This window comes from Duncaniella dubosii (assembly GCF_004803915.1).
GTDB classification, from domain to species: Bacteria; Bacteroidota; Bacteroidia; order Bacteroidales; family Muribaculaceae; genus Duncaniella; species Duncaniella dubosii.
The window spans coordinates 2,095,750-2,120,254 of sequence record NZ_CP039396.1 but is presented as its reverse complement, the minus strand read 5'-3'; the positions used below and the strand labels follow the sequence as shown (position 1 = coordinate 2,120,254).

The 24,505-nt window shown below is 49.1% G+C and carries 31 protein-coding genes; 22 read left to right on the top strand and 9 right to left on the bottom strand.

The window, feature by feature from the left end:
- Positions 1-9 precede the first annotated feature (9 nt).
- From traK to E7747_RS09245, 5 genes are read left to right on the top strand one after another with little or no spacing between them, the layout of a single operon-like run.
- A complete protein-coding gene (traK, locus tag E7747_RS09265; RefSeq protein ID WP_103983131.1) occupies positions 10-606 on the top strand; it encodes a conjugative transposon protein TraK in 597 nt (198 codons plus the stop codon).
- A 10-nt stretch (positions 607-616) separates the two neighbouring features.
- Positions 617-1,114 (top strand): hypothetical protein, encoded by a 498-nt coding sequence (locus tag E7747_RS09260; protein ID WP_136415561.1) that lies wholly within the window; start codon positions 617-619, stop codon positions 1,112-1,114.
- Positions 1,101-2,300, top strand: coding sequence for a conjugative transposon protein TraM (locus E7747_RS09255; RefSeq protein WP_136410201.1), 1,200 nt, complete (start codon positions 1,101-1,103; stop codon positions 2,298-2,300). The genes E7747_RS09260 and E7747_RS09255 overlap by 14 nt, the downstream gene beginning before the upstream one ends.
- Before the next feature lie 21 nt (positions 2,301-2,321).
- Complete coding sequence (gene traN / locus E7747_RS09250; protein ID WP_136410202.1) at positions 2,322-3,194, top strand: conjugative transposon protein TraN; 873 nt, start codon at positions 2,322-2,324, stop codon at positions 3,192-3,194.
- Positions 3,195-3,203: 9 nt separating this feature from the next.
- On the top strand, positions 3,204-3,674 hold the full coding sequence (locus E7747_RS09245) for a hypothetical protein (RefSeq protein ID WP_016278705.1): 471 nt from the start codon (positions 3,204-3,206) through the stop codon (positions 3,672-3,674).
- A gap of 2 nt (positions 3,675-3,676) precedes the next feature.
- Here the strand turns inward: E7747_RS09245 and E7747_RS09240 are convergent, their stop codons facing one another.
- Positions 3,677-3,949, bottom strand: a complete 273-nt coding sequence (locus E7747_RS09240; RefSeq protein ID WP_136410203.1) for a type II toxin-antitoxin system YafQ family toxin — start codon at positions 3,947-3,949, stop codon at positions 3,677-3,679.
- Entirely contained in the window at positions 3,946-4,206 is a 261-nt protein-coding gene (locus E7747_RS09235) for a toxin-antitoxin system protein (protein WP_228449124.1), read from the bottom strand. The genes E7747_RS09240 and E7747_RS09235 overlap by 4 nt, the downstream gene beginning before the upstream one ends.
- Positions 4,207-4,278: 72 nt before the next feature.
- Between E7747_RS09235 and E7747_RS09230 the strand changes: the two genes are divergently transcribed.
- The 8 genes from E7747_RS09230 (at position 4,279) to E7747_RS16580 (ending at position 10,499) form a co-directional block, all read left to right on the top strand.
- Positions 4,279-6,579, top strand: a complete 2,301-nt coding sequence (locus E7747_RS09230) for a type IV secretory system conjugative DNA transfer family protein (RefSeq protein WP_317130186.1) — start codon at positions 4,279-4,281, stop codon at positions 6,577-6,579.
- On the top strand, positions 6,489-6,905 hold the full coding sequence (locus tag E7747_RS09225; protein WP_136413419.1) for a hypothetical protein: 417 nt from the start codon (positions 6,489-6,491) through the stop codon (positions 6,903-6,905). The genes E7747_RS09230 and E7747_RS09225 overlap by 91 nt, the downstream gene beginning before the upstream one ends.
- Complete coding sequence (gene tnpB, locus E7747_RS09220) at positions 6,892-7,248, top strand: IS66 family insertion sequence element accessory protein TnpB (RefSeq protein WP_136413421.1); 357 nt, start codon at positions 6,892-6,894, stop codon at positions 7,246-7,248. The genes E7747_RS09225 and tnpB overlap by 14 nt, the downstream gene beginning before the upstream one ends.
- A 78-nt stretch (positions 7,249-7,326) precedes the next feature.
- Complete coding sequence (tnpC, locus tag E7747_RS09215; protein WP_136413423.1) at positions 7,327-8,928, top strand: IS66 family transposase; 1,602 nt, start codon at positions 7,327-7,329, stop codon at positions 8,926-8,928.
- Between the two features lie 79 nt (positions 8,929-9,007).
- A complete protein-coding gene (locus E7747_RS16585) occupies positions 9,008-9,166 on the top strand; it encodes a hypothetical protein (protein ID WP_168185299.1) in 159 nt (52 codons plus the stop codon).
- A 13-nt stretch (positions 9,167-9,179) separates the two neighbouring features.
- Positions 9,180-9,899 (top strand): TraX family protein, encoded by a 720-nt coding sequence (locus E7747_RS09210; RefSeq protein WP_136415557.1) that lies wholly within the window; start codon positions 9,180-9,182, stop codon positions 9,897-9,899.
- Positions 9,900-10,051: 152 nt separating this feature from the next.
- Positions 10,052-10,327 (top strand): HU family DNA-binding protein, encoded by a 276-nt coding sequence (locus E7747_RS09205; RefSeq protein WP_136415555.1) that lies wholly within the window; start codon positions 10,052-10,054, stop codon positions 10,325-10,327.
- A 1-nt stretch (position 10,328) separates the two neighbouring features.
- Positions 10,329-10,499: a hypothetical protein gene (locus tag E7747_RS16580; protein WP_160632134.1), complete on the top strand. Its 171-nt coding sequence runs from the start codon at positions 10,329-10,331 to the stop codon at positions 10,497-10,499.
- 172 nt (positions 10,500-10,671) lie between these two features.
- Here E7747_RS16580 and E7747_RS09195 read toward each other — a convergent pair whose 3' ends face one another.
- The 4 genes from E7747_RS09195 to E7747_RS09180 all read right to left on the bottom strand — a co-directional run bounded on the left by E7747_RS09195 (position 10,672) and on the right by E7747_RS09180 (position 14,540).
- Entirely contained in the window at positions 10,672-11,163 is a 492-nt protein-coding gene (locus tag E7747_RS09195) for a hypothetical protein (RefSeq protein WP_123398948.1), read from the bottom strand.
- A 630-nt stretch (positions 11,164-11,793) separates the two neighbouring features.
- Entirely contained in the window at positions 11,794-12,486 is a 693-nt protein-coding gene (locus E7747_RS09190) for an RloB family protein (RefSeq protein WP_123398947.1), read from the bottom strand.
- Between the two features lies 1 nt (position 12,487).
- Complete coding sequence (locus E7747_RS09185) at positions 12,488-13,825, bottom strand: AAA family ATPase (protein WP_123398946.1); 1,338 nt, start codon at positions 13,823-13,825, stop codon at positions 12,488-12,490.
- Between the two features lie 121 nt (positions 13,826-13,946).
- A complete protein-coding gene (locus E7747_RS09180; protein ID WP_228449123.1) occupies positions 13,947-14,540 on the bottom strand; it encodes a glucosaminidase domain-containing protein in 594 nt (197 codons plus the stop codon).
- Between the two features lie 77 nt (positions 14,541-14,617).
- Here E7747_RS09180 and E7747_RS09175 point away from each other — a divergent pair, with 77 nt between their 5' ends.
- From E7747_RS09175 to E7747_RS09135, 9 genes are read left to right on the top strand one after another with little or no spacing between them, the layout of a single operon-like run.
- Positions 14,618-15,403 (top strand): DUF4099 domain-containing protein, encoded by a 786-nt coding sequence (locus E7747_RS09175; RefSeq protein ID WP_123398945.1) that lies wholly within the window; start codon positions 14,618-14,620, stop codon positions 15,401-15,403.
- A gap of 25 nt (positions 15,404-15,428) precedes the next feature.
- Positions 15,429-16,610, top strand: coding sequence for a MutS N-terminal domain-containing protein (locus E7747_RS09170; RefSeq protein WP_228449122.1), 1,182 nt, complete (start codon positions 15,429-15,431; stop codon positions 16,608-16,610).
- Between the two features lie 35 nt (positions 16,611-16,645).
- Entirely contained in the window at positions 16,646-16,873 is a 228-nt protein-coding gene (locus E7747_RS09165; RefSeq protein WP_123398943.1) for a hypothetical protein, read from the top strand.
- Positions 16,857-18,179: an ArdC family protein gene (locus E7747_RS09160; RefSeq protein WP_123398942.1), complete on the top strand. Its 1,323-nt coding sequence runs from the start codon at positions 16,857-16,859 to the stop codon at positions 18,177-18,179. The genes E7747_RS09165 and E7747_RS09160 overlap by 17 nt, the downstream gene beginning before the upstream one ends.
- Positions 18,180-18,183: 4 nt before the next feature.
- Positions 18,184-19,374 (top strand): toprim domain-containing protein, encoded by a 1,191-nt coding sequence (locus E7747_RS09155; RefSeq protein ID WP_123398941.1) that lies wholly within the window; start codon positions 18,184-18,186, stop codon positions 19,372-19,374.
- Between the two features lie 7 nt (positions 19,375-19,381).
- Positions 19,382-20,116 carry a hypothetical protein gene (locus E7747_RS09150; RefSeq protein WP_123398940.1) on the top strand — a complete coding sequence of 245 codons (735 nt, stop codon included), beginning with the start codon at positions 19,382-19,384 and terminating at the stop codon, positions 20,114-20,116.
- A 25-nt stretch (positions 20,117-20,141) separates the two neighbouring features.
- Positions 20,142-20,687 carry a topoisomerase C-terminal repeat-containing protein gene (locus tag E7747_RS09145; RefSeq protein ID WP_123397121.1) on the top strand — a complete coding sequence of 182 codons (546 nt, stop codon included), beginning with the start codon at positions 20,142-20,144 and terminating at the stop codon, positions 20,685-20,687.
- Positions 20,684-21,223 carry a hypothetical protein gene (locus E7747_RS09140; protein ID WP_136415553.1) on the top strand — a complete coding sequence of 180 codons (540 nt, stop codon included), beginning with the start codon at positions 20,684-20,686 and terminating at the stop codon, positions 21,221-21,223. Before E7747_RS09145 ends, E7747_RS09140 begins: the two co-directional genes overlap by 4 nt.
- Before the next feature lie 21 nt (positions 21,224-21,244).
- Complete coding sequence (locus E7747_RS09135) at positions 21,245-21,430, top strand: histone H1 (protein WP_123398938.1); 186 nt, start codon at positions 21,245-21,247, stop codon at positions 21,428-21,430.
- 623 nt (positions 21,431-22,053) lie between these two features.
- Here the strand turns inward: E7747_RS09135 and E7747_RS09130 are convergent.
- Genes E7747_RS09130 through E7747_RS09120 form a run of 3 tightly spaced genes read right to left on the bottom strand, consistent with a single transcriptional unit; the run spans position 22,054 to position 24,404 of the window.
- Complete coding sequence (locus E7747_RS09130; RefSeq protein WP_123398937.1) at positions 22,054-22,617, bottom strand: hypothetical protein; 564 nt, start codon at positions 22,615-22,617, stop codon at positions 22,054-22,056.
- Positions 22,614-23,486: a hypothetical protein gene (locus E7747_RS09125; RefSeq protein WP_123398936.1), complete on the bottom strand. Its 873-nt coding sequence runs from the start codon at positions 23,484-23,486 to the stop codon at positions 22,614-22,616. The genes E7747_RS09130 and E7747_RS09125 overlap by 4 nt, the downstream gene beginning before the upstream one ends.
- Positions 23,487-23,489: 3 nt before the next feature.
- Entirely contained in the window at positions 23,490-24,404 is a 915-nt protein-coding gene (locus E7747_RS09120; protein ID WP_123398935.1) for a DKNYY domain-containing protein, read from the bottom strand.
- Positions 24,405-24,505 lie beyond the last annotated feature (101 nt).

The window sequence follows — 24,505 nt, the reverse complement described above, 5'->3', positions numbered from 1 at the left end:
AAGATTATCATGCTGATAAAATCCCTTGAACAGAAAACACGGCTCGCAATGATGACGGTAATGGCAACCATAATAGGTTGCGCCGCCATCTGCGGGTTCACCGTGTGGCGTTGCGTGTCGCTCGTGACCGAGGAGCGCAAGCAGATATATATTCTTGACGGCGACATACCGTTCCTTGCCGAGCGTGCCGGACTTGAAGCCAATTTCATCATGGAGGCGAAAGCGCATATCCAGCTTTTCCACCAGTATTTTTTCAATCTCCCTCCCGACAACGACTATATCAAGTGGACTGTCGGCAAGGCCATGTATATGGCTGACGGCACAGCCCTGAAGCAGAAGCAGGCACTTGACGAGAACGGCTTTTACTCCGACATCATATCATCTTCGGCTGTCTGCACCATAATCTGTGACTCTATCCAGTTCGACGAGCATACTCGCAAGTTCAGCTACTACGGGACGCAGATTATCAAGAGGCGCACGCGCGATCTAAAACGCACCATGCTCACCACCGGCTATGTGGAGAATGTGCCTCGTACCCAGAACAATCCTCATGGACTGATGATAACCAACTGGCGTACCCTTGAAAACAAAGACCTTGACTATTAAAACCTGACTTATGAAATCTCTCAGACAAACTTTCAGCGAAAACCGGAGGAAAGCACAGGGCGCAATACGCTCATGGCTTCGGCCGAAGATGGGTGCCATAGGCACACGATACCGTCTGGCCGCCAGGATCAGAAAGGCCAATTCATGGGCCACGCGACACCCTCGCCGGACTTTCGGCTATGTCGTCGGCTCCCTGCTGATGATACTCGTGTGCGACATAATAGCGACCGGGGCACGGATGGAATCACAGGAGCCGGAGCTGCAATCCATCGCCAAGGTCGAGCCTATCTTCAGCGGCTTCCGCACCATTCAGGCTAACAAGGAGGCGCAACGCCGACGGCTCATGGAGATAACCGGCGACGGTCAGGCTGTCAAGCATGAACTTGACTCCCTTATCGCCATTCCACGCAAGAGCCATGACGACTCAATAGGCATAATACGCCGGTACAGGCAGCTTGAACAGATTGTAAAATCCCTCAAACATAACGATAACAATGAAAAAAATTAATTTCAGACAACCGAAGTATATCTTCCCTGCGGTGATTTTCGTGCCGCTGTGTGCGCTGATATATTTCGCAATGGAGACTTTCGGCGGCGGTGGCGATGACCCTCAGGCCGTGGCTACAGACCGTATCAACTCCACTCTGCCGGAGGCCAACGCCGAGGCTCCCGGTGACAAGATGTTCGAGATGTCACGCCGCTTCGGTGACGAAGACGCCTTTACCGCCGTGGGCGCGCTCGGCGAGGAACAGGAGGAACGCGAGGCTCTTGAACACGGCTACACCGAGGACGAGCTGAACCGTCTCGACGCGGCCGAGGCCGAGCGTATCCGTCAGCAGCAGGAGCTGGAGGAACTGGAGCGTTCCCTTGCTGAATCGCGCCGGCATATCAACTCATACGCTTACGGTGACGGCTATAATCCTGCCGACTATGAACCTGCCGTTGACCCCCGGAGCGAATATGCACGCGACCTTGAGGCGATACAGCAGCGCAGCTACGAGCGTCAGAAAGCTATCGAGGCCGGACTTGGCATAGGACAGCCCGACCCGGAGGAAGCCATGCGCAAGCACCGGGCCGACTCCATAGCAAGGGCGCGGGAGATAGAGCGTGAGAAGAACCGCCCATTGCTGGTGCTTAAATCACGGGAGACAAATGCCGACAAATTCAATACAGTGGGTAGTTCGGCCGATAATGTCGATGCTCCGCTTATCCGTGCCATGATCGACAAGACAACAAAGGCGCATGAGGGCACGAGGCTACGCTTCAAGTTGCTCGACGATGTGACAATACATGATGTGAGGCTTGCCAAAGGCACATATCTGTACGGCACCGTCACCGGCTTCGGCCAACAGCGTGTCCGCGCCGCCATCACTTCAATTCTTGTAGGCGGAAAGTTCCTGAAAGTGAATCTTTCGGTGTTCGACAACGACGGCATGGAGGGCTTCTATGTCCCGGAGTCCGCTTTCCGCGATTTTATGAAAGAGGCGGGTGCCAGCACAGTGCAGCAGAATATCAGCTTTGAGTCCGAGAGCGGCTACGGCTCCGGAATATCCGGCGAGGCCATCGCTTTGCAGGCTCTCCAGAATATGTATAACTCCGCGACTTCCGCTGTGTCGGCCAATATCCGCAAGAACAAGGCGAAAATCAAATACAACACCATCGTTTACCTTATCAATTCAGACGAAGCATATTAAACGGTAATCAACCAACCCATTATGAAAGATAAAATAATTGCAGCTACCCTCGCGCTATGCGCCGTCGCAATCCCGGCGACCGCCAAAGAGAAGATCCTTGTCAACTCGGAAGTGACAACACATATCGTCATGCCTGAGAATATCAAGATGGTGGACTTATCCACCACAAAGATTATCGGCAACCAGTGTGCCGACAACATCGTGCGTATCAAGCCGTTCATCGAGGCTGACTCCGTACTTACCCACTACCGGGAGGGTGAGCTGATGGGTACTCTCACACTCATCGGCGAGCGACATCTGGCACAGTACGATGTGGTATATACCGCCGCCCCTTCGCGTGCCGCCTCTATCCACCGTGTGCCATACGCCGGTTTGGACTCCTACATCAATCCGGAGGTATCCATGCCTCAGTCGGAAATGGCACGTTACGCCTGGGCCGTATATGGCAGCGGTCGAAAATACAATCAGGTGGTGTCTAAAGCCAACGGCATGAAGGCGATTGTCAACAACATCTATTCGATAGGCGACTATTTCTTCATCGACTATTCCCTTCAGAACAGCACCAAGATAGCATACGACATCGCCGAGGTGCGTGTGAAGCTCACAGACAAGAAGGAGGTCAAGGCCACAAACTCTCAGACGGTGGAACTGTCGCCTGTTTATTCGCTGAACCTTGCAAAGAAGTTCAAGAAGAACTACCGCAACGTGCTTGTGCTCGATAAGCTGACTTTCCCGGACGAGAAAGTGCTCCGCATCGAAATATCGGAGAACCAGATAAGCGGACGTGTCATAACCCTTACCGTGGAGTATGACGATATTCTCAACGCCGACGGCTTCGACTCCGACATACTCAAAAATCTGCCGTTCAACTATTCACCCCATATCTACAAATAATCCGGCACTATGAAAAAGATACTGTTCGCAATCATCTGTGCAGTGGCTTCTATCACGGCCACCGCTCAGGAAAACAAGATAGCCGTCAACGCCGGCTTCCTGTTCCCGTCAACTCTCAACGCCACCGTTGGCTACGAGAGGTCGTTCACCTACGGCAACGCCGTGGAGGTCTATGGAGAGATTGGCAATCACTGGAAATCGGGCGAGGGTCAGTTCTGGAAAGGCTATTACTGGGACGGCGGTATAATCTACAAACACCGTCTGCACCGTTACAAGAACGGCAGCTTCCGTGTCCGCTTCGGCCCTCAGTTCGGAGCGGTGGAGAGAAAGTTTTTCATCGGTATCGAGGGAGGCTTTGAGTACAACTATGTGTTTCAGAACGGGTGCGAGTTCTCGATCATACAGAAGAATAATGTGAATTTCCTGCATGGCGACACGTTCCGCAACGGCCTCATGCTTGGATTCAAGATACCTTTCTGAAATCAGCCGAACAATTCCGAATGGGAGCCGAGACGCACAAGATTGATCTCATCTGTGTCCGGGTCAAACCATATCAAAAGGAAATCACCTTCTATATGGCACTCCATGTGGCCGGCATAATTCCCCGTCAGAGGGTGAGGACGGTTTTCTTCCGGTATCGGCTCCTCATTTTGTAGCAACTCCATAATCCTGAACAGTTTTTCAACCTTTTTCGGATTATTGCGGAAACGCTTGTAGTCTTTCTTGTATTGACTGCCGGGTTTGAGTTTTTTCATAATCCCATGGATTTTTCCATCGCCTCAATCGAGGAAAGATTCAGGGCAGGCTCGTTGCGGAGACGTCCGCTTGCCGCCTCTTCCATTGCCTCAAGTGTAACAGCATTAGGCTCGTGGTAGGCGGCATCAAGTAGAACAGTCTCAACATAATTGTTTAGGCTGCGGTTCTGCCGTTTTGCAAGCTGCTTCAATCTGTCAATGAGTTCCACGGAAAGGCGGAAGCTCTGGTTCTTTTTCAGTGCTATTTCCATATCCATATTATTTTATACTGCAAAGTTAGTGTAAATGTATTACAAAAACAATAATTCTACCATATAAGTTCCCAGACTATGGCTTTTGAAGAAACAAAGGAACAGCAACAGATGTATAACTACTTCCGTAGCTGTATCTACATATTCCTGATTATCGAGATTGTGATGAACCTGCCTATCACGTCTGACAACCGCGTGACGCAGTTCATACTCGACCTGCTCGGACGCTTCAAGATGTTCAACTCCGTGGCCGGGTGCAAGGTTGCCGAACTTGTCTGCATCTGTGTGGTATGTATCGGCACCAAAGCGAAAAAGGCGTTGAAGTTCAATCTGAAGACTATGGTGGTATATCCGGTGCTTGCAGGTCTCACTCTCGTAGGACTGTGCTTCATCTTCCATCACGGCACATGGGGTATGTCGCTCTTCGGCTTCCCTGCAAGCCGTGTCCTGTATGCCTTCTGCTCGGTGGTCGGCACAATGCTCGTACACCAGGGACTCGACGGTATTGCCAAGTATTACAACCACAAGGTCGGCGAGGACAGGTTTAATTTTGAGAATGAATCTTTTGAACAGTCCCGTCAGGAGGTCAATACACCTTATTCAGTGAATATCCCGATGATATTCTACTGGAAAAAGCGTATGCACAACGGCTACATCAACATTATCAATCCGTTCCGTGGTACGATTGTGCTGGGTACTCCCGGCTCCGGCAAGTCTTTCGGCATAATAGATCCGTTCATAAGGCAGCACGCACGAAAGGGCTTCGCCATGATGGTATATGACTATAAGTTCCCGACGCTTGCCAAGACGCTTTTCTATCAGTATTGCAAGAATTTGCACTACGGCAATCTGCCGAATGGGTGTGGTTTCCGCATAGTCAATTTTACCGATGTGGAGTATTCAAACCGTATCAACCCCATCCAGCGTAAATACATTCCCGACCTCGCGGCGGCTTCGGAGACGGCGGCCACGCTTCTTGCCTCGCTCAACAAGGGCGGTGGCGAGAAAAAGGGCGGCTCGGAGGCTTTCTTCACCAACTCGGCAGAGAATTTCCTCGCGGCGATCATCTATTTCTTTGTGAATTTCCACCCGACAGGTTTTCTGAAAGGGAAAAAACTGAAACGCTATATATCGCACGAGGGCAAGAAATTGGAGCTTGTGATACGCAACTGGGACGATTTCAACGCTCTGGACGAGAACGGCGAGGTCATGCTTGACTTCGTGAACGAGAACGGGCGCGACGTATCCACCGACGAGGACAAGATGTTCGTTGACCTTAACGGCTTCTCCTATATCGACCGCATGGGTAAGCTGATATTGATTGACCGCTGCTGGTATGAGGACGAGAACGGAAACGAGGTTGAGCCGGACACTATCACAGGTGAGTTTTCGGATATGCCCCATGTGCTGTCGTTCCTCGGACGCAAGTATTCGGAGGTGTTCGACATTCTGATGATGGACGATAAGATAGCCTCGCTGATGGCCCCCTTCAAGTCCGCATACGAGAACAAAGCCAACGACCAGCTTGAAGGTATGGTGGGTACTCTCCGCGTAAATGCGGCACGGCTTGTATCCCCTGAAGCCTATTGGGTGTTCACCGGCGATGATTTTGACTTGAAGATTTCCGACCCGGTGAGTCCGAGCTATCTTGTGATTGCCAACGACCCCGAAAAGGAACAGGTCATCGGCTCTCTGAACGCTCTTGTGCTTAACCGTCTGATAACCCGTGTCAATTCCAAAGGCAATATACCTGTTAGTATCATCGTTGACGAGCTTCCCACTCTGTACTTCCACAAGATTGACCGACTGATCGGCACGGCGCGAAGCAACAAGGTTGCCGTGACTCTCGGTTTTCAGGAGCTTCCGCAGTTGGAGGCTGACTACGGCAAGGTGGGTATGCAGAAGATTATCACGACCTGCGGCAACATATTCATGGGTGCGGCACGAAACAAGGAGACTCTTGAATGGGCGCAGAATGATGTGTTCGGCAAGGCGAAGCAGACATCGACATCAATCACCATAAACGACCAGAAAATCTCAACCTCCATTTCCGAGAAGATGGACTATCTCGTTCCGGCGGCAAAAATCGCAGACATGGCTACGGGCTGGCTTGCGGGTCAGGCGGCACGTGACTTCACGGCCACCGATGAAAAGATGCTGTCGCATTTTGACATCGAGGACTCCGAGGAGTTCAAGACAACCAAGTATTTCTGCAAGAGTACAACCATCCGCGATAGCATATTGACGAACTCCGAAAGAGAGTTGTATCTTTGTCGACAAAAAGAATCATGGGTTATAACAAGTCTTTGTCCGATGTCTATTCAGAGACATGGACGCGTTACAAGAATCAATGCGAGACAGACGGCTATATCGCATTGAACCGTTTCTGTGCCGGTACCGGCGTCAACGTCCAGCGGCTTTATGAGTGGCTTCGGCGCCGCAAAATCAGCATAAGCGATTATCAACGCAGTCTGCCGGAGAGACCGGATTCGTCGCGGGAAGGTGGCGGGCCGTTATTCCGGGAGGTTAAGGTTCCCGGTATTCAGGTTGCGGATGAGAGCCGGGATGTCGGTGCCACCAGTGTCGTGCGTGACGTGCACATCGAACTCGGTTGGGGCCGAGGCGTGAGTCTGGGAGAGATAAGCGCGGAGGGGCTGGCGCTTCTGGTGGATGTCATGACACGCAGGAGTGATGTGGAGTCTTGAGGCGGATATGCGGCTCTGGGTATGCCGGCAGCCGGTATCGATGCGCTACGGCATCCGGGGTCTGGCCCAGATGGTGTGGTCGTGGAAGGGGCATTCTCCGGCATCGGGCGATGTGTATGTGTTTTTCTCAAAGGACCGCAAGACCATGAAGGCGTTGAAATGGGATGGCGACGGATTTTTGATGTACACAAAAAGACTGTCGCGAGGCCGTTTCCGGGAGGTGCTCAAAAAGGGCGATGACGGCGTGCGCAGGCTCCAATGGGACGATTTCTATATGCTGATGAGGGGCCTCACGCCTGTGAAGGTGATGGTCGAAAATCGCTTCAGAATGGCCGTAAAATAAGGCTTAATAATTTGTTAATCAAATAAATAAATGGCGTGGAAAGTTGCAAATGTCAGATATTTTTTGTAACTTTACACCATGAAAAAGAACGAGTTGATAGAGTTTCTGCAACGTCAGATCGAGTTCCTTCAAGGGCGGCTCGACGAGGCGTTGGCCTCTGTCAGCTCGCTTACTTTATCCAATGAAAAGCTGCAGTCGACCAACGAGAAGCTTGTGGCGACTGTAGATGAACTGCGCAAGCAAATGGCCTCAATGGAGGAGGCTATGAAAGGCAAAAGTGCGGAACTGAGCAAAGAGAAAGCCGCGCGTCAGGCAGTGCAGCGTCTGCAGGGCTCGCCGTCGGAGCGTCAGAAGAAACCGGTGACGACTCCTGCCACATCCGAAACTCGACAGCAGAAGCCAGAGAAGAAACGTACCAACAACGGCGCCAAAAGGAAGACGCATCCGGAGTGTGAGGTGGAGACCATTATAGTGGAGCCTGACAGTCCGGACTTCAATCCCGAGGCGGCGACGTTTATCGGCGAGTGCGATGTCGTGCGCTACGTCATGGAGCCGATGCGCTTCAAAAAAATTATCTACAAGGTCAGAAAATACGTGCAGGACGAGAAAATATACAAAGGTTCCGCACCCGCCACACCGCTGCTTAACTCGCAGTATACATCTTCCTTCATAGCCGGACTCGCCGAGCTACGCTATCTCCACTGCATGCCACTTGAAAATGCTGTCGAATACTTCCGTGCCCACGGCTTCGACCTTGACAAAGGCACCGCACAGAAGCTCGTAAGTAAGGTAAGGGTACATCTGGAAAATCTATACAAGGCGCTGGGTCAGGCAATAGTCGCGGACAATTATATCTGCGGTGACGAGACCTATCAGAAAGTGCGGCTGCAGGTGGCAACTCCTTCGGGAAGAAAGATCAAGAAAGGCTACATATGGGTGTTCGTCGGCATGACAACCGGGCTTGTGTACTTCTTCTATGACGACGGCTCCCGCTCGGCCGAAGTCTTCGAGCAACACATAAAAGGCTTCAACGGAGCCTTCCAGTGCGACTATTACTCGGGATACCGGCATATCGGAATCGGTGGGATGAGCGGGATAAAACGCTTGCCATGCCTGCAGCACATCAAGCGAAAGTTTCTCGATCTGAAAGACAATCCAAAGGCGCAGGAAATAGCAAAGCTCTTCGGACTCCTTTACCACTTCGAGCATCAGCACCGCATAGGCAAAGACGGATGGACGGCGGGAAAGCACCTTGAGTGGAGACAACGATACTCCAAGGTGATGCTCGAGAAAATCCGCATGAGACTGACAGCAGTCAAAGACCGCATCGGCGTGCCACCCGACGACCCGCTGCTCGCCGCCACCGAACATGCACTCAAACAATGGGACGAGATACCACGCATCTTTGCCTCACCCACCTACAGACTCGACAACAACGAAGTCGAGCGAATCAACCGCTACATATCCCTGACCCGTCGCCGACTTACAATCGGCTCCCACTCCGGAGCCGAAGCCGCCGCCCTGTACCACTCTCTTGCGATCACCTGCCACCGCTGCGGAGTCAACGTCTTCGACTACTTCTGCGACATAATCGACCGATGTGCCGCATGGCCGCCAAACACCCCGATCGAAAAATACCGCGACCTGCTTCCCGACCGCTGGAAACTCTCACAAAAATAGCCGCCCAAAACCTGGACGGCTATTTTTTTAAGCTATACCTGCTGTCGCGGACGGTTGTACCTGCAAGACGCACTTCGATATGGCACGTATCAAGGAGGAGGAATCCAACTATGTGGAGCTGCCTAAAATTTATTCTTTCGACAGTGAGCGAGAGAAGGAGATTATGCTCAACCGCAATTTCAAGCGTGTCAACCAGGAGGTGGCCGATATGGTGAAGGAACTTCTCGGCACTGAATAATAAATTACTTATCATGGAAACTACCGCCAAAATATCCGTTCCCCTCTCGCTCCGCTTATCCGGAAGTGCGTTGAAGATTATCGCCATTCTCTCGATGGTGGCCGACCATTGCGCCTACTTCCTTATGGAGCCTGACACTCCGATGTACGACTGTCTGCGATGTATCGGCAGGATAGCGTTCCCTGTGTTCGCTTTCCTTGTTGCCGAGGGGTTCGCACATAGCCGCGACCGTATGAGATATTTTCTGATACTGTTGCTTGCCGGTGCAGTCAGTGAATTGCCGTGGTATCTGCTCAACGGAGCGGACGGCACGCATAATGTCATGTTCACTCTCTCCCTCGGAGTTGTGGCACTCGCCATATTCGACCGTATGTGTGAACATGGGCCGCTGTCGTTCATCGGTATTTCAGGTATCGCTGTTCTGGCATGGTGGCTCGGAACGGATTATGACTGGCGCGGAGTTCTGATGATAGCGGTGTTCTACATTCTCCGGCACCAGACTATGCGTCCGTGGCTGGAGCGTTCATCGACAAATTTTCCCTCTCAGGCTATTCTTCAGATTATATTCACGTTTCCTTTGATGGCTCACTACGGCATAGCCGGTGCGTTGCTCGCCTCCGCAATAATCTTCCTGTATGACGGCACCCGTGGCTTCATACGAAGCAAATCGGCCAAATACAGCTTATATGCCATATACCCCGTACATCTGATGTTGCTATCGCTATTCAGTTGATAACTTAAATTCAATTTTTATTGCGTAGCAGGATTTGGCATCTGTGAATACATATATTCCTGTCTCGGCCTGTTCGTTTCGGACAGGCTTTTTTATAGGCAGTCTCCTCAAAATTTAGTAAATTTGCAGTCTAAATCAGATAAGTACGCAAAATGACTAAGGCAGAAATTGTAAACGAGATAGCGAAGACCACAGGTATTGACAAGACAAGTGTTCTTGCAGTGGTTGAGCAATTTATGGTTGTAGTAAAAGACAGCCTCGCACATGGAGAGAACGTATATCTCCGTGGCTTCGGCACATTCCAAGTTAAGGAACGTGCTGAAAAAACCGCACGCAACATTTCAAAGAATACCACTATCGTAATCCCGGCACATAATATCCCGTTCTTCAAACCATCGGCCGAGTTCAAAAAGGAGGTGGCTCAGTGATATGGAACAGGAAAACCAAAATATCGAAAGTGCGGTTGAAGAACTGACTCCCGACTGTAACTGCCATTGCGAGGGCGAATGTCATTGCCATAATTGCTACGAGAGACAGCCGGAGATTTTCGATGAAAGTGACATCGACCGCATAATAGCCAACCTTAATGACTGGGATTGAGATATGAGGTATAAATATTGTCCCGAATGTGGCGCAAAACTCAACGGACGGCAAGCTGGTGATGACGGGCTTGTGCCGTACTGTGATATAATATTTCGTTCACTCGAATAAAAAACTTGCAAGATAAACGGGTAATACAAACGCGACAAAGATGAGTAGCGCCAACTGTTGATTAAATCGTAGAATTGTTCTCCTGATTAATTTTAAGGTCAGTTCTACGCCGAAATTTTATTATAGTGTTATCCCCGTTTGTGTTTGCTTGCCACCACATTACTGAACTGGTGAGTTTTGTTACTTTATAATAATAGTTTCCGGCCCAAGGATCTTCACTGTCAAGTTCACCCACTAAAGTCAAATCCAACAAAGGTTGATTGTTCTCCATATATCGGATACTCCAGTTGTATTCTTTGTCGAATAATGGTTTGCCGTTTGCTGTCAGATAATATGTGGTGATTTTTCCATAATGACCACCATAAGTCCCCTCAGTCAAATCAGGAGCGGCAGTTATATCGTAAATGCAGTTTCTTTCAGGAGTTTGCGAGACAACCTCCCATTGCCCGGCCAAAAGATTCAAGTCGATGATTTCCACATCATCCTCATCGCTGCAACCGGCAATGCCAAATGAAATAAGCGAGAGTAACAGTGAGAATAAAAACTTATTCATAATGAAGAGATTATTAGTTTAAGATAAAACGCCGAAATGCGCCTTTTATTGCGATACAGATGGCAGAATCGGACAAAGTACCTATTCGGTTAATGCCTCCATATCGCTACTAATGCACATAATTATTGTCTTTAATGGAGCATCCTGTGCAGTATATTGGATAGCCATAATTTCCTTCGATGTACGGATGTCTGAAATAATCATACAAGGCATCAAATTCAGTATGAAGTTCAGCGTTTTGGTCAATGGCTGAATTGGTAAGGAGAACGATTTGTGTATTTTTTAGGTTCTGTTTTTCAGTTCCAATCATAGATGGTCGAGATATAATGGCCCTGACTTCAGGATATGTCAAATCGCTGCCAATGACAAAATATGCAGTGGAGCCATAAGTTTAGACTTGAATCGGTGTTCCTGTCTATTATAAGGGTCGAGCTATCTGTGGTGCCGGTGTATACTCCAATATAATTTTGCAAGCAGAGGTGATGTGACTATCACCTTGCAAGCCTGCCGAGTCAGTAATAATATGCTTGCCATTTGCCGATTTATTATTGGCAGAACAGGTTGTAAAGGCGATTGCTACCCACAACATGATAAAAAATCTGAAAAATCCCATATATTTGTTTATTTATCTTATCCCAGCTTGTTGCGGAGTTTACGGACTTCGGTCTTTACAAAGCCCATAATCTCTTTCCCTAAAAGGAATTGTTCAGTGGCGAACCAATCGGGGTTGCCGTTGTCTTGCTGAGTATAATTTTTCTCGGAGTTGTCTATTGCATCCTGGAGACGTGCCGGGTCTCGTTGATAATCAAATCCACCTGCGATTTGTTTATTGACATACGCCTTGACAGATGGTTGTTTTTCAACATCTTCTCTATCCGGCCTGTCTGCATAGTGATGGTAATATAGCCATACTTCAAAGCAGGGGTTACTTTGCGCGACATTCCATGCCTCATACGGTTTAGCCTCGCTGTATTTCTCAGTTATCCGCGCGTTCATAGCCCTGCAGAAGTTTCTGAGAGGTGCTATCTTACCCTCTTTCTCCCATGAATCAGTGTCTATCGCAAACCATATTTTATCTTGTTGGAGATAGTCAATCGTATGTTTTCTTGTATCGCCAAGCAAGATACGCTCGGCAAGCTCCATCAGTTTCAAGGGGTCTGTGCCTTCTTCAGGAGGTATGACAATCAATTCAAGATTGGAGGACAATCCTTCAAAAAAGCCGAAATAGTCAGGCTCAGAGCCTTTCCCCTCACAGACTATATAGATCTTGCTGGCATCTTTGGTCGGCTCACTCTTGCTGTAATCTTTCCTGCGTGTAATCATATCACCATTTCAGATCAGAAAGGTTAGACAGGAACGGTATGCCTCCATAGCGGCCATTGAGATAACCGTTCTCGATGTTCGCGGTCTTGTGGATATTATAGTCGCTCAACGGATAAAGCTGTGTTGACTGGTCAACATCCTTCTGAGCGAACCATATCTCATCGGGGCGGAAAATGGATTGGTCAAGCAGACAACTCTCATGTGTGGTGAATATTATCTGACCTTTGGCATCACGGTTCTCCGATATTTTACTCATGAGAGTCTTTATCATTATTGGATGTATGCTCCTTTCTATCTCATCTACAACGAACACATTGTCACGTTTGAGAATGGCATAAAGCAGAGGCATATATTCTATAAGCCTACGTGTGCCGTCAGACTCCATATCCATTTTCATCTCCACATCATCACCATTATAATTGGTGTGTACGGCAATAAGTGTCTTTATATAAGGCACGCCATCCTCGACAACGATGTTTGAAATCTCATTGTTATGCGTCTCCATAAGCATCTGTGGTGTGCCTGGATGCTCTTTAGCGGCGTTGATAGCCTTTGTCATGGTAGTGTTGCCACGCACTTCATCCTCATTCAGAATCTCTTTGCGGACACCAAGTTTGGTTATGCCCGTTTTAAGTTCCGGCATGATTGAATTTACGAGTTCCGCAAACTCACTGTCTCCGTCAAGCACATGGGGAAGATAGCCTATCCGCATAGTTGGCAGTACAACCTGCAATCGTCTGATCCAGTCGTATGCCTCCTTTACAGCCGGTAATTCTTCGGGGTAATACTTACCGAAGAATGACAGGGCGAGCATATCCGGACGCACAATCCTGTTCATCGCGTTCATAAAGACCTCGATGAAATCATCCTTGCCACCGGGACGCAAATAATCGCCGGAAACATTTATGTCATTATCCTTACGGCTGAATATCCTTATGTCTTTACTTTTCTGACTGAGAAGCAATTCCTCCTCAAATACTTCCTGACGGTTGAAACGCAGATGATAATAGAATATCTTGCCCTCGGTAAAGAACTCGACAGCAAGTTCAGACGGAGTATTCTTTCCGTTCTCATCAAGTTTGAAATAGAGATCTTCGGCAATATCCGCCTCGCCCATCTTCTCGGCCCCGACCAATGATTTGAGCAAGGCGATACATTTGAGTAGGTTGCTTTTGCCCGCACCGTTTGCTCCATATATGGCACTCATACGCAATGCGGTCACATAACCACAGTCCATTTTGTGCCATTCGTGGCTATGGCTCTTGCTTGACGGGAAAGTGTTGAACTCAACCGCGTTCTTAAACGACATGACATTTTCTGCTGCGAATCGTAGTAGCATGGCTTATTCCGTTTGTTATTCACGGCAAAGATAGCAAAATATATCCATTTACACAAGCTATTGCCGATTAAAACATTATATTCAGTTAAATTTTAACGTAATTATTGCAAACTTGGTTCATTCAAAGCTGACGGAGCACCCTTATCACTGCACGGATATAGCCCGGATCTTCGGCATAGCCAATCTTTTTCAACCATAGCAGATAATTTCCGCCCTTATATCTATATTGTACTTTTGTGTAATATGCTTTGACCGATTCAGTCCAGTGGTTGAACTCATAGTATTTGCCTGTGCGTGGATTGGTAAGCCCGAAAAGATTGTGCTTGTTGCGGCAGACCGGGGATTTGAACCAGCCTGTTTCAAGTATTGCCTGTGCCAATACTATCTTCGGATATTTTATGCCGTTCTTTTCAATCTCGGCAATCAGATTTTTAATGGTGAGAGGGGGCAAATTATCAGCGGCAGCTACTTCCTCACATGATTTTCTCACCATGCCAGCATTGCGAAATGCAATTTGTATAGAGTCAGGATATTTCACTGTCATAGCCAATTCTCTACTCTCTGTATATCCCACGTTTTCAGGTTCTTTGGTATTCACTACGGCTGGAGGAGCCTCAATCGGTGTCTCTTTTGTGATTGTATGAAACTGAGCCATTGACACAGAGGGAACTGCAATCATGGCTACTGTAATGAGAAATGTGTCCAAAGTGCTCATGTACGAAATTCTTGTAAAATAATTTTGTCATCGGCAAGTGGTTGACACCACGAAATTAACCCCCAATAATAAACCGCATGAACAATTCGGACACAAATTTTTCAAATCAGTTACCTTTCGAGCAGTTGGCAAAACTCGGGCTCGACCGTGAAAAGGTTGAGAAATTGCCACAGGAGGTAAAGGAGAAGCTGATTAACGGAGAAGTGACACCTCTTATGGAGGTCACGTTACCGGCCGGGAATGGCATGGTTATCTCATTACCCCTCAAACTCCAGCTCGCCGCTGATAAAGACGGCAATCCCACGCTGATCGCATATCCCGTGCAGCGTGAACTGTCGGTTGACAGAAACAACGAGCTTCGCCTGTCGCAACAGGAACTTGACGCACTGCGCCGTGGCGACGTGTTGCAGAAAGCCATCGACATCAACGGCGAGAAGACTCAGCAGTATCTCCAGCTCGACCCGGAAACGAAGTCAATCATCCACCGCCGCATAACCGAGGTGCAGATTGAGCAGAAGTTGAAGGACATGGAAAAGGTCAACGACATCGAGCTTGGCTCCCAGCAGAAACAGCAGGCACGCGAAGGCAAGCCGGTGGAACTGTCGGTAGGCGGCGAAAAGGTATCGGTCGGCATAGACCTCAAAGAGCCTCAGGGCTTCAAGGTCGTAAAAGGCGACCTCAAGGAATGGGAGCGACAGCAGAAACTCCGCTATGACGAGCAGCACCCCGAATATCTCGGACTGGTAATGACCGACAAGAACCGCTGGGAATATCAGAAAGTTGTCGAGAATGATTCTAAGGAACGTGCCATCAGCCTCGACCCCACGCAGAAAGAGGAACGGAAATCCGGACTAAAGAGATGATTGAATGATCTCACAAAAGACAAAGATGGAACGGATGTCAACCGAGTACAACAGATTGAAAGCAATACATCCCGATTCTATCATACTATTCGATACAGAAAAAGGCTATGAACTGTTCGGGCAAGATATTGAGGTCGGCAAGAAAATACTGAACCTTGATACTAACCATTTTGCTCCTGAGCTTATGGAAGATTATCTGTTCATGCTTGTCAAGAGCGGTAAACATATAATTATCAACGATGAAATAGATGTGTATGAAACAAAACTGAATAGCAAACAAGAAGCACATAACCCCATAGATAATACCGATATGCCAAGAAAAAAGAAAGAGAAGACTCCCCAGGAGGAGCTTGTAAAGACCACAAAGAGCGCGGTCGATGAAACGACCCCGAAAGAGAAAAAATCAGAATCCCAATCCGCCACCCAGGGCGAAGCCGCCGAGCGCAAGCCCCGTGAGCCTCAGATGGTGACGGTCAACGGCGACAAGGTGACACACGGCCACGCATACCAGAGCAAGACCAACCCGGAGGACTGGTATTTCACCGCCAAGATCAACGGCGAACAACTGAAGCCTCAGAAGATGGATCCGGCTGACCTCGTCGCCTATAAGGAGAAGGAACTCACCGTGCCGCAGCTAATGGAACGCTACTATCCCACGAAACTTATGCCGAGGGTGCCGGATGTAGCCTATCAAGTGGCAAATGTGCTGCCCGGACCCGGCGGAAACCTGACCATAGACAAGTTCAATGTCTATAAGGAGACCGACGAGACCCGCGCCGACTACGGCAAGTATAAGTTCTACGCACAGGTGGGAGACAAGAAGATGTCAACAACTGCCTCACGCGAGGACCTGAACGCATACTTCGACCGCGTGGCAACTCCCGGACAGCTTGTGGAGCGCAACTTCGGCGACCGTCTGCACCTGCAATCCCACTACGAGCAGTTCAGGCTCCCGGAGGGCATCGACCCCAAGGGTATCCGTGTCGCAAAGGACAAGGAAGATGGAAAGTGGAAGGTGTCGGCCGACCTCGGCGACGGACGTGGACGCACTTCCCGTCAGGAGCTGTCCTTCGACGACGGCTATTCGCTTTTCAAGACGAAGACCGCCACACGCGAGCAGATAGCCGCAAAATATCTCACTGAGGAGATAAGCACCAAACTCGCCGCTCCGCTATCTATGGAGAAATCAGCCTCCATGAAAATGTAAAACCGTTTCCCCACAACACTTAAAAGAATACCACTATGGCAAAATTAGAATATGACGAACTTGTGCAGCTCCTTCAGGACGGTACAATAGGCTTCCTCCGCTTCATGCTTGAAAGCGATAATGCGGAGTCCTACCTCGAATGGTGCGAGCTTCATGGCATCGAACCCTCTGAAGAATCCGCCGAGTTCTACTACGACGAGACCGAGATTGACATGATGGAGCGTCAGCTGATAGATGACGAGGATTATGGCATCTGGAACTAACGGCGCGTCCAACAGTTCAGGCCAGCAGGCTCTCGACCGCTTCGCCCAGATGATGATCGAGCGTATGGAGAAGATGAAGGGCTCGGACTGGGAGAAGGGCTGGATTGGCGGAGCCTCCTCCGCCGGCCTGCCCCAGAACATCATGGGGCGCAACTACTCCGGCTCAAACTCCTTCTTTCTCCAGTTGCACACTGCGGCGCAAGGCTACGAGCTTCCAGTGTTCCTCACATTCAAGCAGGCACACAACTTCAAGGCCCATGTCCTCAAAGGAGAGAAAGCCTTTCCGGTGATATACTGGGACATGATGGTGCGAGACAAGGACGGCAAGAGAATATCCTCCGACGAGTACCGAGCCATGAGCCGTGACGAGCGTAAAAATCTTGACGTGATACCCTTTGTCAAGGCGTTCCCGGTTTACAACATCGACCAGACCAATTTCCGTGAGGCACAGCCTGAGAGGGTGCAGAAACTACTCGACCGCTTCAAGGTGCCTGAAATGCGTGACACACAGGGTATGTACGCCCACGGGGCACTCGACCGCATGGTTGCCGAGCAGACATGGCTCTGCCCCATACAGGCCGACCGCAAGGAGAGCGGCGCGTATTATTCCCCCTCGCGTGATATTGTGGTGCTTCCCATGAAGCAGCAGTTCAACAAGGGCGCGACTCCGGAGGACATATACCGCGACGGCATGGAGTTCTACTCGACCATGCTACACGAAATGACGCACTCCACCATGACACCCGAAAGGCTCAACCGTGAGGCGGGCGCGAAGTTCGGCGACCCGAAATATGCGAAAGAGGAACTGGTGGCCGAGCTTACAGCGGCCATGATAAGCCACTCTATGGGCTTCGACTCAAAAGTCACCGACAACTCGGCGGCCTACCTCGATTCATGGATAGGCGCGCTCCGGCAGGAGCCGAAGTTCATCGTGTCGGTGATGGCCGATGTCAACAAGGCTTCGGAAATGATACTCGACCGTGTGGACGCACAGCGCATATCGCTCGGCGAACAGCCTTATCTGGCGAAGAACGACCCTCTGATGGCTCCTTTGGAGGACGAGATATGCCCGTTCAGGAACGCTGCCATAATCAAGACCCGCTCCGGCGACTTCGCCCTGCGTGCCTCATACAACGGTGTCGATCTCGGTGTGAAGCCTATCGAGCGTTCAACCGCGAGAATGTATTTCCAGCTCACCGACCAACGCGAGAAAGACATATTCCTCGGAAGCGCGATACGCAAGAATTATGAATCGGAGATTGCAGGCATCGACCGCCGCGCCTCCAAGTCACTCTCAATCGTCTGAAGCTATGGCACCGGCTGACTATAAAGTTAAGTTCAAAGAACTTAAATCGCGTGTTGGTATTGATGATGTCGCCTATTCGCTCGGCTACCGCCTCGACCGCAAGGCAGGTGTGGGCCGGTACATCGAGCTTGTGCTGGGCGAGGGACGCGACAAGCGCGACACAATCATCGTCAGCAACCGCCGCGACAAGGCTTCGCAGACTTTCTTCCGGCGTGACGGCTCAAAGGGCGACGTGGTGTCGTTCATACGCGAGAATCTTTCATCTTTCAATGTTATCGGGCTTACCGAATGGCAGAAGATAGCGAAAGTGATGGCGCAGTTCGCCAATATGCCGGAGCCGGATTATGACCGCGACAGGGATTATGTACGCTCGGCATCCGCGCCTCAGGTGTTCGACCCTTCGCGCTACCGTGTCAAGGAACTGGACGCGGCCAATATCCCCCGGCTGTTCGCACAGCGCGGACTGTCGGCAGATACGGTCAAGGCTCTCGCCCCGTTCATTTCCCTTGTGTCTGACAGACGCAACGAGAATTTCAACGGCTACAATATTGGCTTCCCCTACACGGAAGCCGGGAGTGACAAGACTGTGGGATATGAGATCCGCGGCGTGAGCGGTTACAAGTCAAAGGCCGCCGGCACCAATTCCTCCACGGCGGCGTGGGTGGCCGACCTGTCGCACGGCAACAACGGTCTCGTGCGTCATGTGTTCTTTTGTGAATCCGCCTTTGACGCTATGGCTTTTTTCCAGCTGAACCGGCCCCGGTTAGGCGAGGATATCGCCCTTGTCTCCCTCGGCGGCACGTTCTCCGACCGTCAGGTACTGGGCGTGATGGAGCGTTTTCCAAACGCCCGTGCCTACGACTGCTTCGACAACGACCTTGCCGGACGCATCAACGGACTCCGCCTCATGGCTCTTGTCGAGGACATTCCACTCAAAATCACCAAGACACCGGAGGGCTTGATGGTGGAGGCCAAAGGCAAGAGTTTTCCGGTGTCACCCGACCGCTCCGCCTACACTCAGTTTGAGCCGCATATCTCCGTGCGTTACCGCATGGGGCAGTGGCAGCCTCCTAAGGACTTCAAGGACTGGAACGACTGCCTGTTGGGTAAACGCTCATCAATCAAGATACTCCCTACCAAACATGACCGTGACGATAACCTCGCCGAGCAACGCGCTTCCGGCTTAAAAATATGACTGACCGATGAAGACTATCAAACCGAAAACAGCCCTGCTCGCACTATCCCTCCTTGTCATTCCTGGAGCGGACATGATGGCGCAACAGACCGACCCGACGCTCACGGCGGCGGTGATAGCGCAGACTGTGGAGCTTAACAATATCCACAAGAAGCGTAAGTCAACCCAGGAGAAGATCATTGCGGCTGAAGCCGCCGTGACAGTAGCCCTCGACCGCGTTCACTCCGTGGAGAACAAGATGCTTGAGTATCTTTCCAACGCCCAGGGTGCCATGCAGAATCTCTACCAGATAAAGCGTGCCGGTGAACTGGTGCTTACGGAGATACCCAAGAACTGTGATCTGTTGCGTAAATCGGTACCGGGGCATCTTAAAGGCACGGCCATAGCGGTGCTGGTGTCCGATGAGCTGACTGACGCGGCCACGCAGATGGCGGCTCTCTATCCCTTCATGCAACAGCTTGTCACGTCGGGTAGCTACACTGTCACAGGTTCTGATGGCAAAAAAGAGAAGCACAAGGTCAACCTGCTCAACTCTGCCGAGCGGTACTATGTGGCAAACGAGGTGGTGACACGTCTGGAGACAATCAACACCGACCTGTGGCTGCTGGCGTGGCAGATACGCACTCTCTCATGGAACGACCTGTGGTTCTCGCTCGACCCCGACGGCTGGGCCTCGGTGATGTCGGGAAAGGCTATCGCGGAGACCCTTGTGTGGGAGTGGAACACGATAAAATACAGATAAACGAACTATCAACAACATTTTTTACATGGATACAGAAACAAAGATTATCGGCCGTTGCCCTGTGTGCGGCGGCAATGTGGTGAAGACCTGCAAGGGCTACCGCTGTGAGAACAACACCGGGGAGGACGGCAAGTGCGGACTCTTCATCAACGGTGTTATCGGCAACCGCAAGATGGCGGATGCCGAGGTCGCGGAACTGCTGGAGAAGCGTAGCATACTGCTCGACGGCTTCGCCACAAAGGAGTGGAAGACTTTTCCGACCGTGCTTGTCATGGCGGCTGACGGCTCTATCAATATGGAGTCGGTGGTGGCACGCTGCCCCCGTTGCGGCGGCGAGATCCGCGTGGGCGCAAAGGCGTTCAACTGCTCGAACTACCGGCAGGAGGGAAGCCCCTGCGACTTCGTGATATGGCGAAATATTGCCGGGCACCTCATGACGCTCGATGAAGTGCGCGAGATATGCGCCGATGGTGTCACATCCCACGAGGTTGAGATGTTCGGCGAGAACGGCTCTGTTTATCGCCGCAAACTCGGCTTGTCACCCGACAAACTAAAGGTCATCAAGGTATGAAGCCGGGAATGAAACTTGCCATACTGCTCATAAGTTGTGTGGCTGTGTGGGGCGGCATAGGTTGTGCGTTCCACTACTTCGGCCAGCCGTCGAAACGGGCGCAGTCGGTGGCGGAGAAAGCATTGATGGCCTCGGTGGATAATCCGGAATCGGTAAAGGTCATAGCGGTCAGCAAGCCTGACAGCGTGTTCGGCCGCAACTACATCAACAACGACGAGAAAATGGCGATAGCCATGTCGATGATGAAAGTCAACGAACAGGTCATGTCCCGGACAGACGGGCTTCAGAACCTCGATTTTGAGGACAACGCCGTTTCCGAGCTTGTCGGCCGCCAGATGTCGGCGATGTCCGCTCTACGCTCTATGGTGGGCTTCGAGACTCCTGACGCTCCACGCAAGCCATTCTCCGGCTGGAAAGTGAAGATAGAGTATGAGGCTCTGTCGGAAAGCGGCTCTCCCTACCGCTCGGAATACTGGTTTATACTTGATCGTGACGCTCAGTGCGTCGTAAACTCTTTTGAAATACCTCTTTTATAAATCCCTAAACTGAATACAACGATGAAAGAACTACTTGATCAGATCGACACGCTCACTGCATCTTTCCTGAAAGACGCCTGCTCTCAGCTCGACAAAGGCAACAAGGCCGCCGGACTCCGTGCACGTCGCGCTTCCCTCGAACTGGAGCCGCTGCTCAAACGCTTTCGCAAACTCTCGCTGGAAGCCGCCAACAACAAGGCTGAATAATCAGCCCTCGATAGGACAATTTCTTTGCTGTCAAAAACCGGGACTCCCTGTGCGTGAGCATGGGGAGTTCTACTATTTAATCCAATCTTTTTTCAGTACCCTGAATGAATAAAAAGGACTATATATGATGAATAAGCAACTCAGTAGAAACTGGTATTTAAGTGTGTCTTTATTTCGACTTATAAAATAATTTATTCTTAATACAATTCCTGAAGGTATCAATAAGACAATAATCATCCAAATAGACATCAAATCACCCAAGGCCATAAGTGAAATGAATCTACGATAGCACACACCGCAATATAAACGAACAAAAAGATATTGCAAAGTGTAAATATCAGATATAATTGTTTGAAATTAGGAATTTTGTCGCAATTAAATTTCATCGTTTACCTCCTTTCCGCCAGAGAATAATGAACAGGACAAGGGATAAAAAGTAGGTTATCCACATCAGAGTGGACAAACCATCTATATACATATAGTATCATTCCTCTATTATGTCTATATTGTATGGTTAAATAATATACTTGCATCCACATAGGCGTTAATCCACGTCAATGTTCCATAGATAAATATTGAGATAAATATTATCAAGCCAACTATCTTCTGCCAAGTCTTCATAATCACTCTGAAAAACAAGTTATGCAAATGAATATTACGATAACAGCAACAATCGATGCCAGCACTATCTTTGACACATAACTTTTTGTTTCTTGTGAAGCCTCATAATCGAAACGAGACGGCCCTGCATATTTTTCAATCGCCTTACGAACACTTTTGCTTCGGCAATACAGATCGGATAGGCAAATGTCGTGGAACTCAAACTGTTCACCATTTACCGAAGTTTTGATTCTTAGCCATCTTTCCACGAAACGAGCAAAATAAGATACGTTCCAACTGGTATAGACGCTCACTATATCCCACCACCAATTATATGTTTTGGTCTTGCCCCAGTCCTTTATTGTTATTCCCTCGCTGTCAATTATTAGCGTGGTTCTACCATAGCGGATATATTTATAGGCATATACAGCCACACCCAAACCGAAAAAGACCGCACCAAATATGCACCAAAATTTAGGTGTATAGATAGAAACGTATAAAGACACGCCAAACATCACCGTTACCAACAGTGGAGACGTCAGCGATTCTTTTGCTATATATCGATTATTTATCGGCACTTTTGTCATATTATTTCCCGGCCCACCATTTCGATTTTGGAAATTTTGTTCTTTGAATAATCGACAACCATTATGGCTTCATCTGTCACGTTCTCATCATTTGGATTAGGCTTCCATCTTACATAGAATCTTTTTGGGGATGTATTATCTGAGCCATCTTCCGTTTTCCATGTTATAGCCATAGTTTTTACAGCATTGCGAAAAGCGGTATCTGCATAAGCTATTTCAATATCTCCATTCAGAAGTTTAGTCGCACACCCCTCGTTGCAGTATCGGTCAAATAATGTTTTCATATCCCTAACAGCAACTCCGGCGGCTCGTTCACTGAAATATAGTGTCATAAAACCGGATACTATGTCATATCCGTCAATTCCAAGAGCATAATCTTCAGTGATTATATCGTATGTTCCGTTTTTGCGGATTTGATACAGCAAAGGCCAACCGTCATCGGTATCAGGCAGAAAACAACCGAAAGTGAGATATATTGTAGAGTCGGAATACCAATGCAGTCCGCCTCCCCAATACATTTGATACTCGCCTTCCTGTCCCATTAGATCTTTTGTGCGAATCTCTTTATTTATGAAGACGGGACAGTTATCGTATGAGAGGGTTACAAAGACAGATGAATCACCAAATGTATTTTCACCTATTTTTATACGGGCATCATTTGGCGCAATGGTAGTTATCAGCGTCCAGTGCCCAACGACTGTATCCTCTATCACACGACCACATGGTATGGATTGTATAGAATCTACTACTTCTACAACTTCTATGGTTTTGCTGTCGGTAGTTTTATCGGTTTTGCAACCAACTATATATGACAACATAATTGCCACGAAACCATACAGAAATAAATATCTCATGTCAATCTGCTTCATAAATCAATCTGCCGTTTTTGTATAATTCCAGAATTTATGATAACAGTTACCATCACTGTCAAAGTATTTCCATTCTCCAATATAGTCGGTTACAAATGTTTCTCTATTCCAATCTTGCAGGCACCAACCTTCAGAAAGCATTTTACCACTCTCATAATAACGGCGAAGATAAATTAACGAATCGGGAGCGATTGGATATACAGTATTTATATGTGAGGAATTTTCCCTCAGACTGTCATAGTCCCAAACCCACACTTTGGGATAAACAGCTTCAATACTATCAATCAGCGTCTCATCACTATTGCCTAAGTCACCGTTATAATGATGCACTATGCTATCTTTCCACTCGATTGTTTCTCCATTTAAGTACATTCTATTGCCTGCAACAGCATAACCATTTCCCAAATATCTGAAATGGTTGGGATTTGCACCTTTGAGTATCATTTCTTCAGCATAAGTGCCTCCAAATCCATTGCCATTTTCGTCTATTCCATCATAACAGATAATGCGCTGTGGATAATAGACGTGGCGTTTGTCTTTTGCATATTCAGTTTCGCTACAAACACGGAAAGACGCTAAATCAACATCAATTTCATCACAGCTAAAATCACCTACCGCGGTCCCCCAATAAATATGCCCTTCAAGGTTCGTATAGCTTCCTACTGATTCTCCATTTTCAATCGGAAGCCAAACCCCATTATCGACAATCGAATCACTGCGGTATGTGCATCCCGCGAATAGCACAATTACGATAATGAATATTACTGTAAGTCTGCTGAAAGCGACAAGCGAGGTCACACCATCGCCGTCGGTGGAGAGGCGATGACGGTAGATGCCAATTATTTTTGCTCGGTCGGGAGGCATTGCTGTCGGATCGGCATAAGAGCCTATCGCAAAGTTAATAAGAATATTTGACATTAGGGTGGTTAGCACGTATAAAAATCGCCGTTATATCCTGACAGATGATGATTTATGAATAAAAAGGTACTGGAGGCGGCAACTTATCTTTGATTACTTGC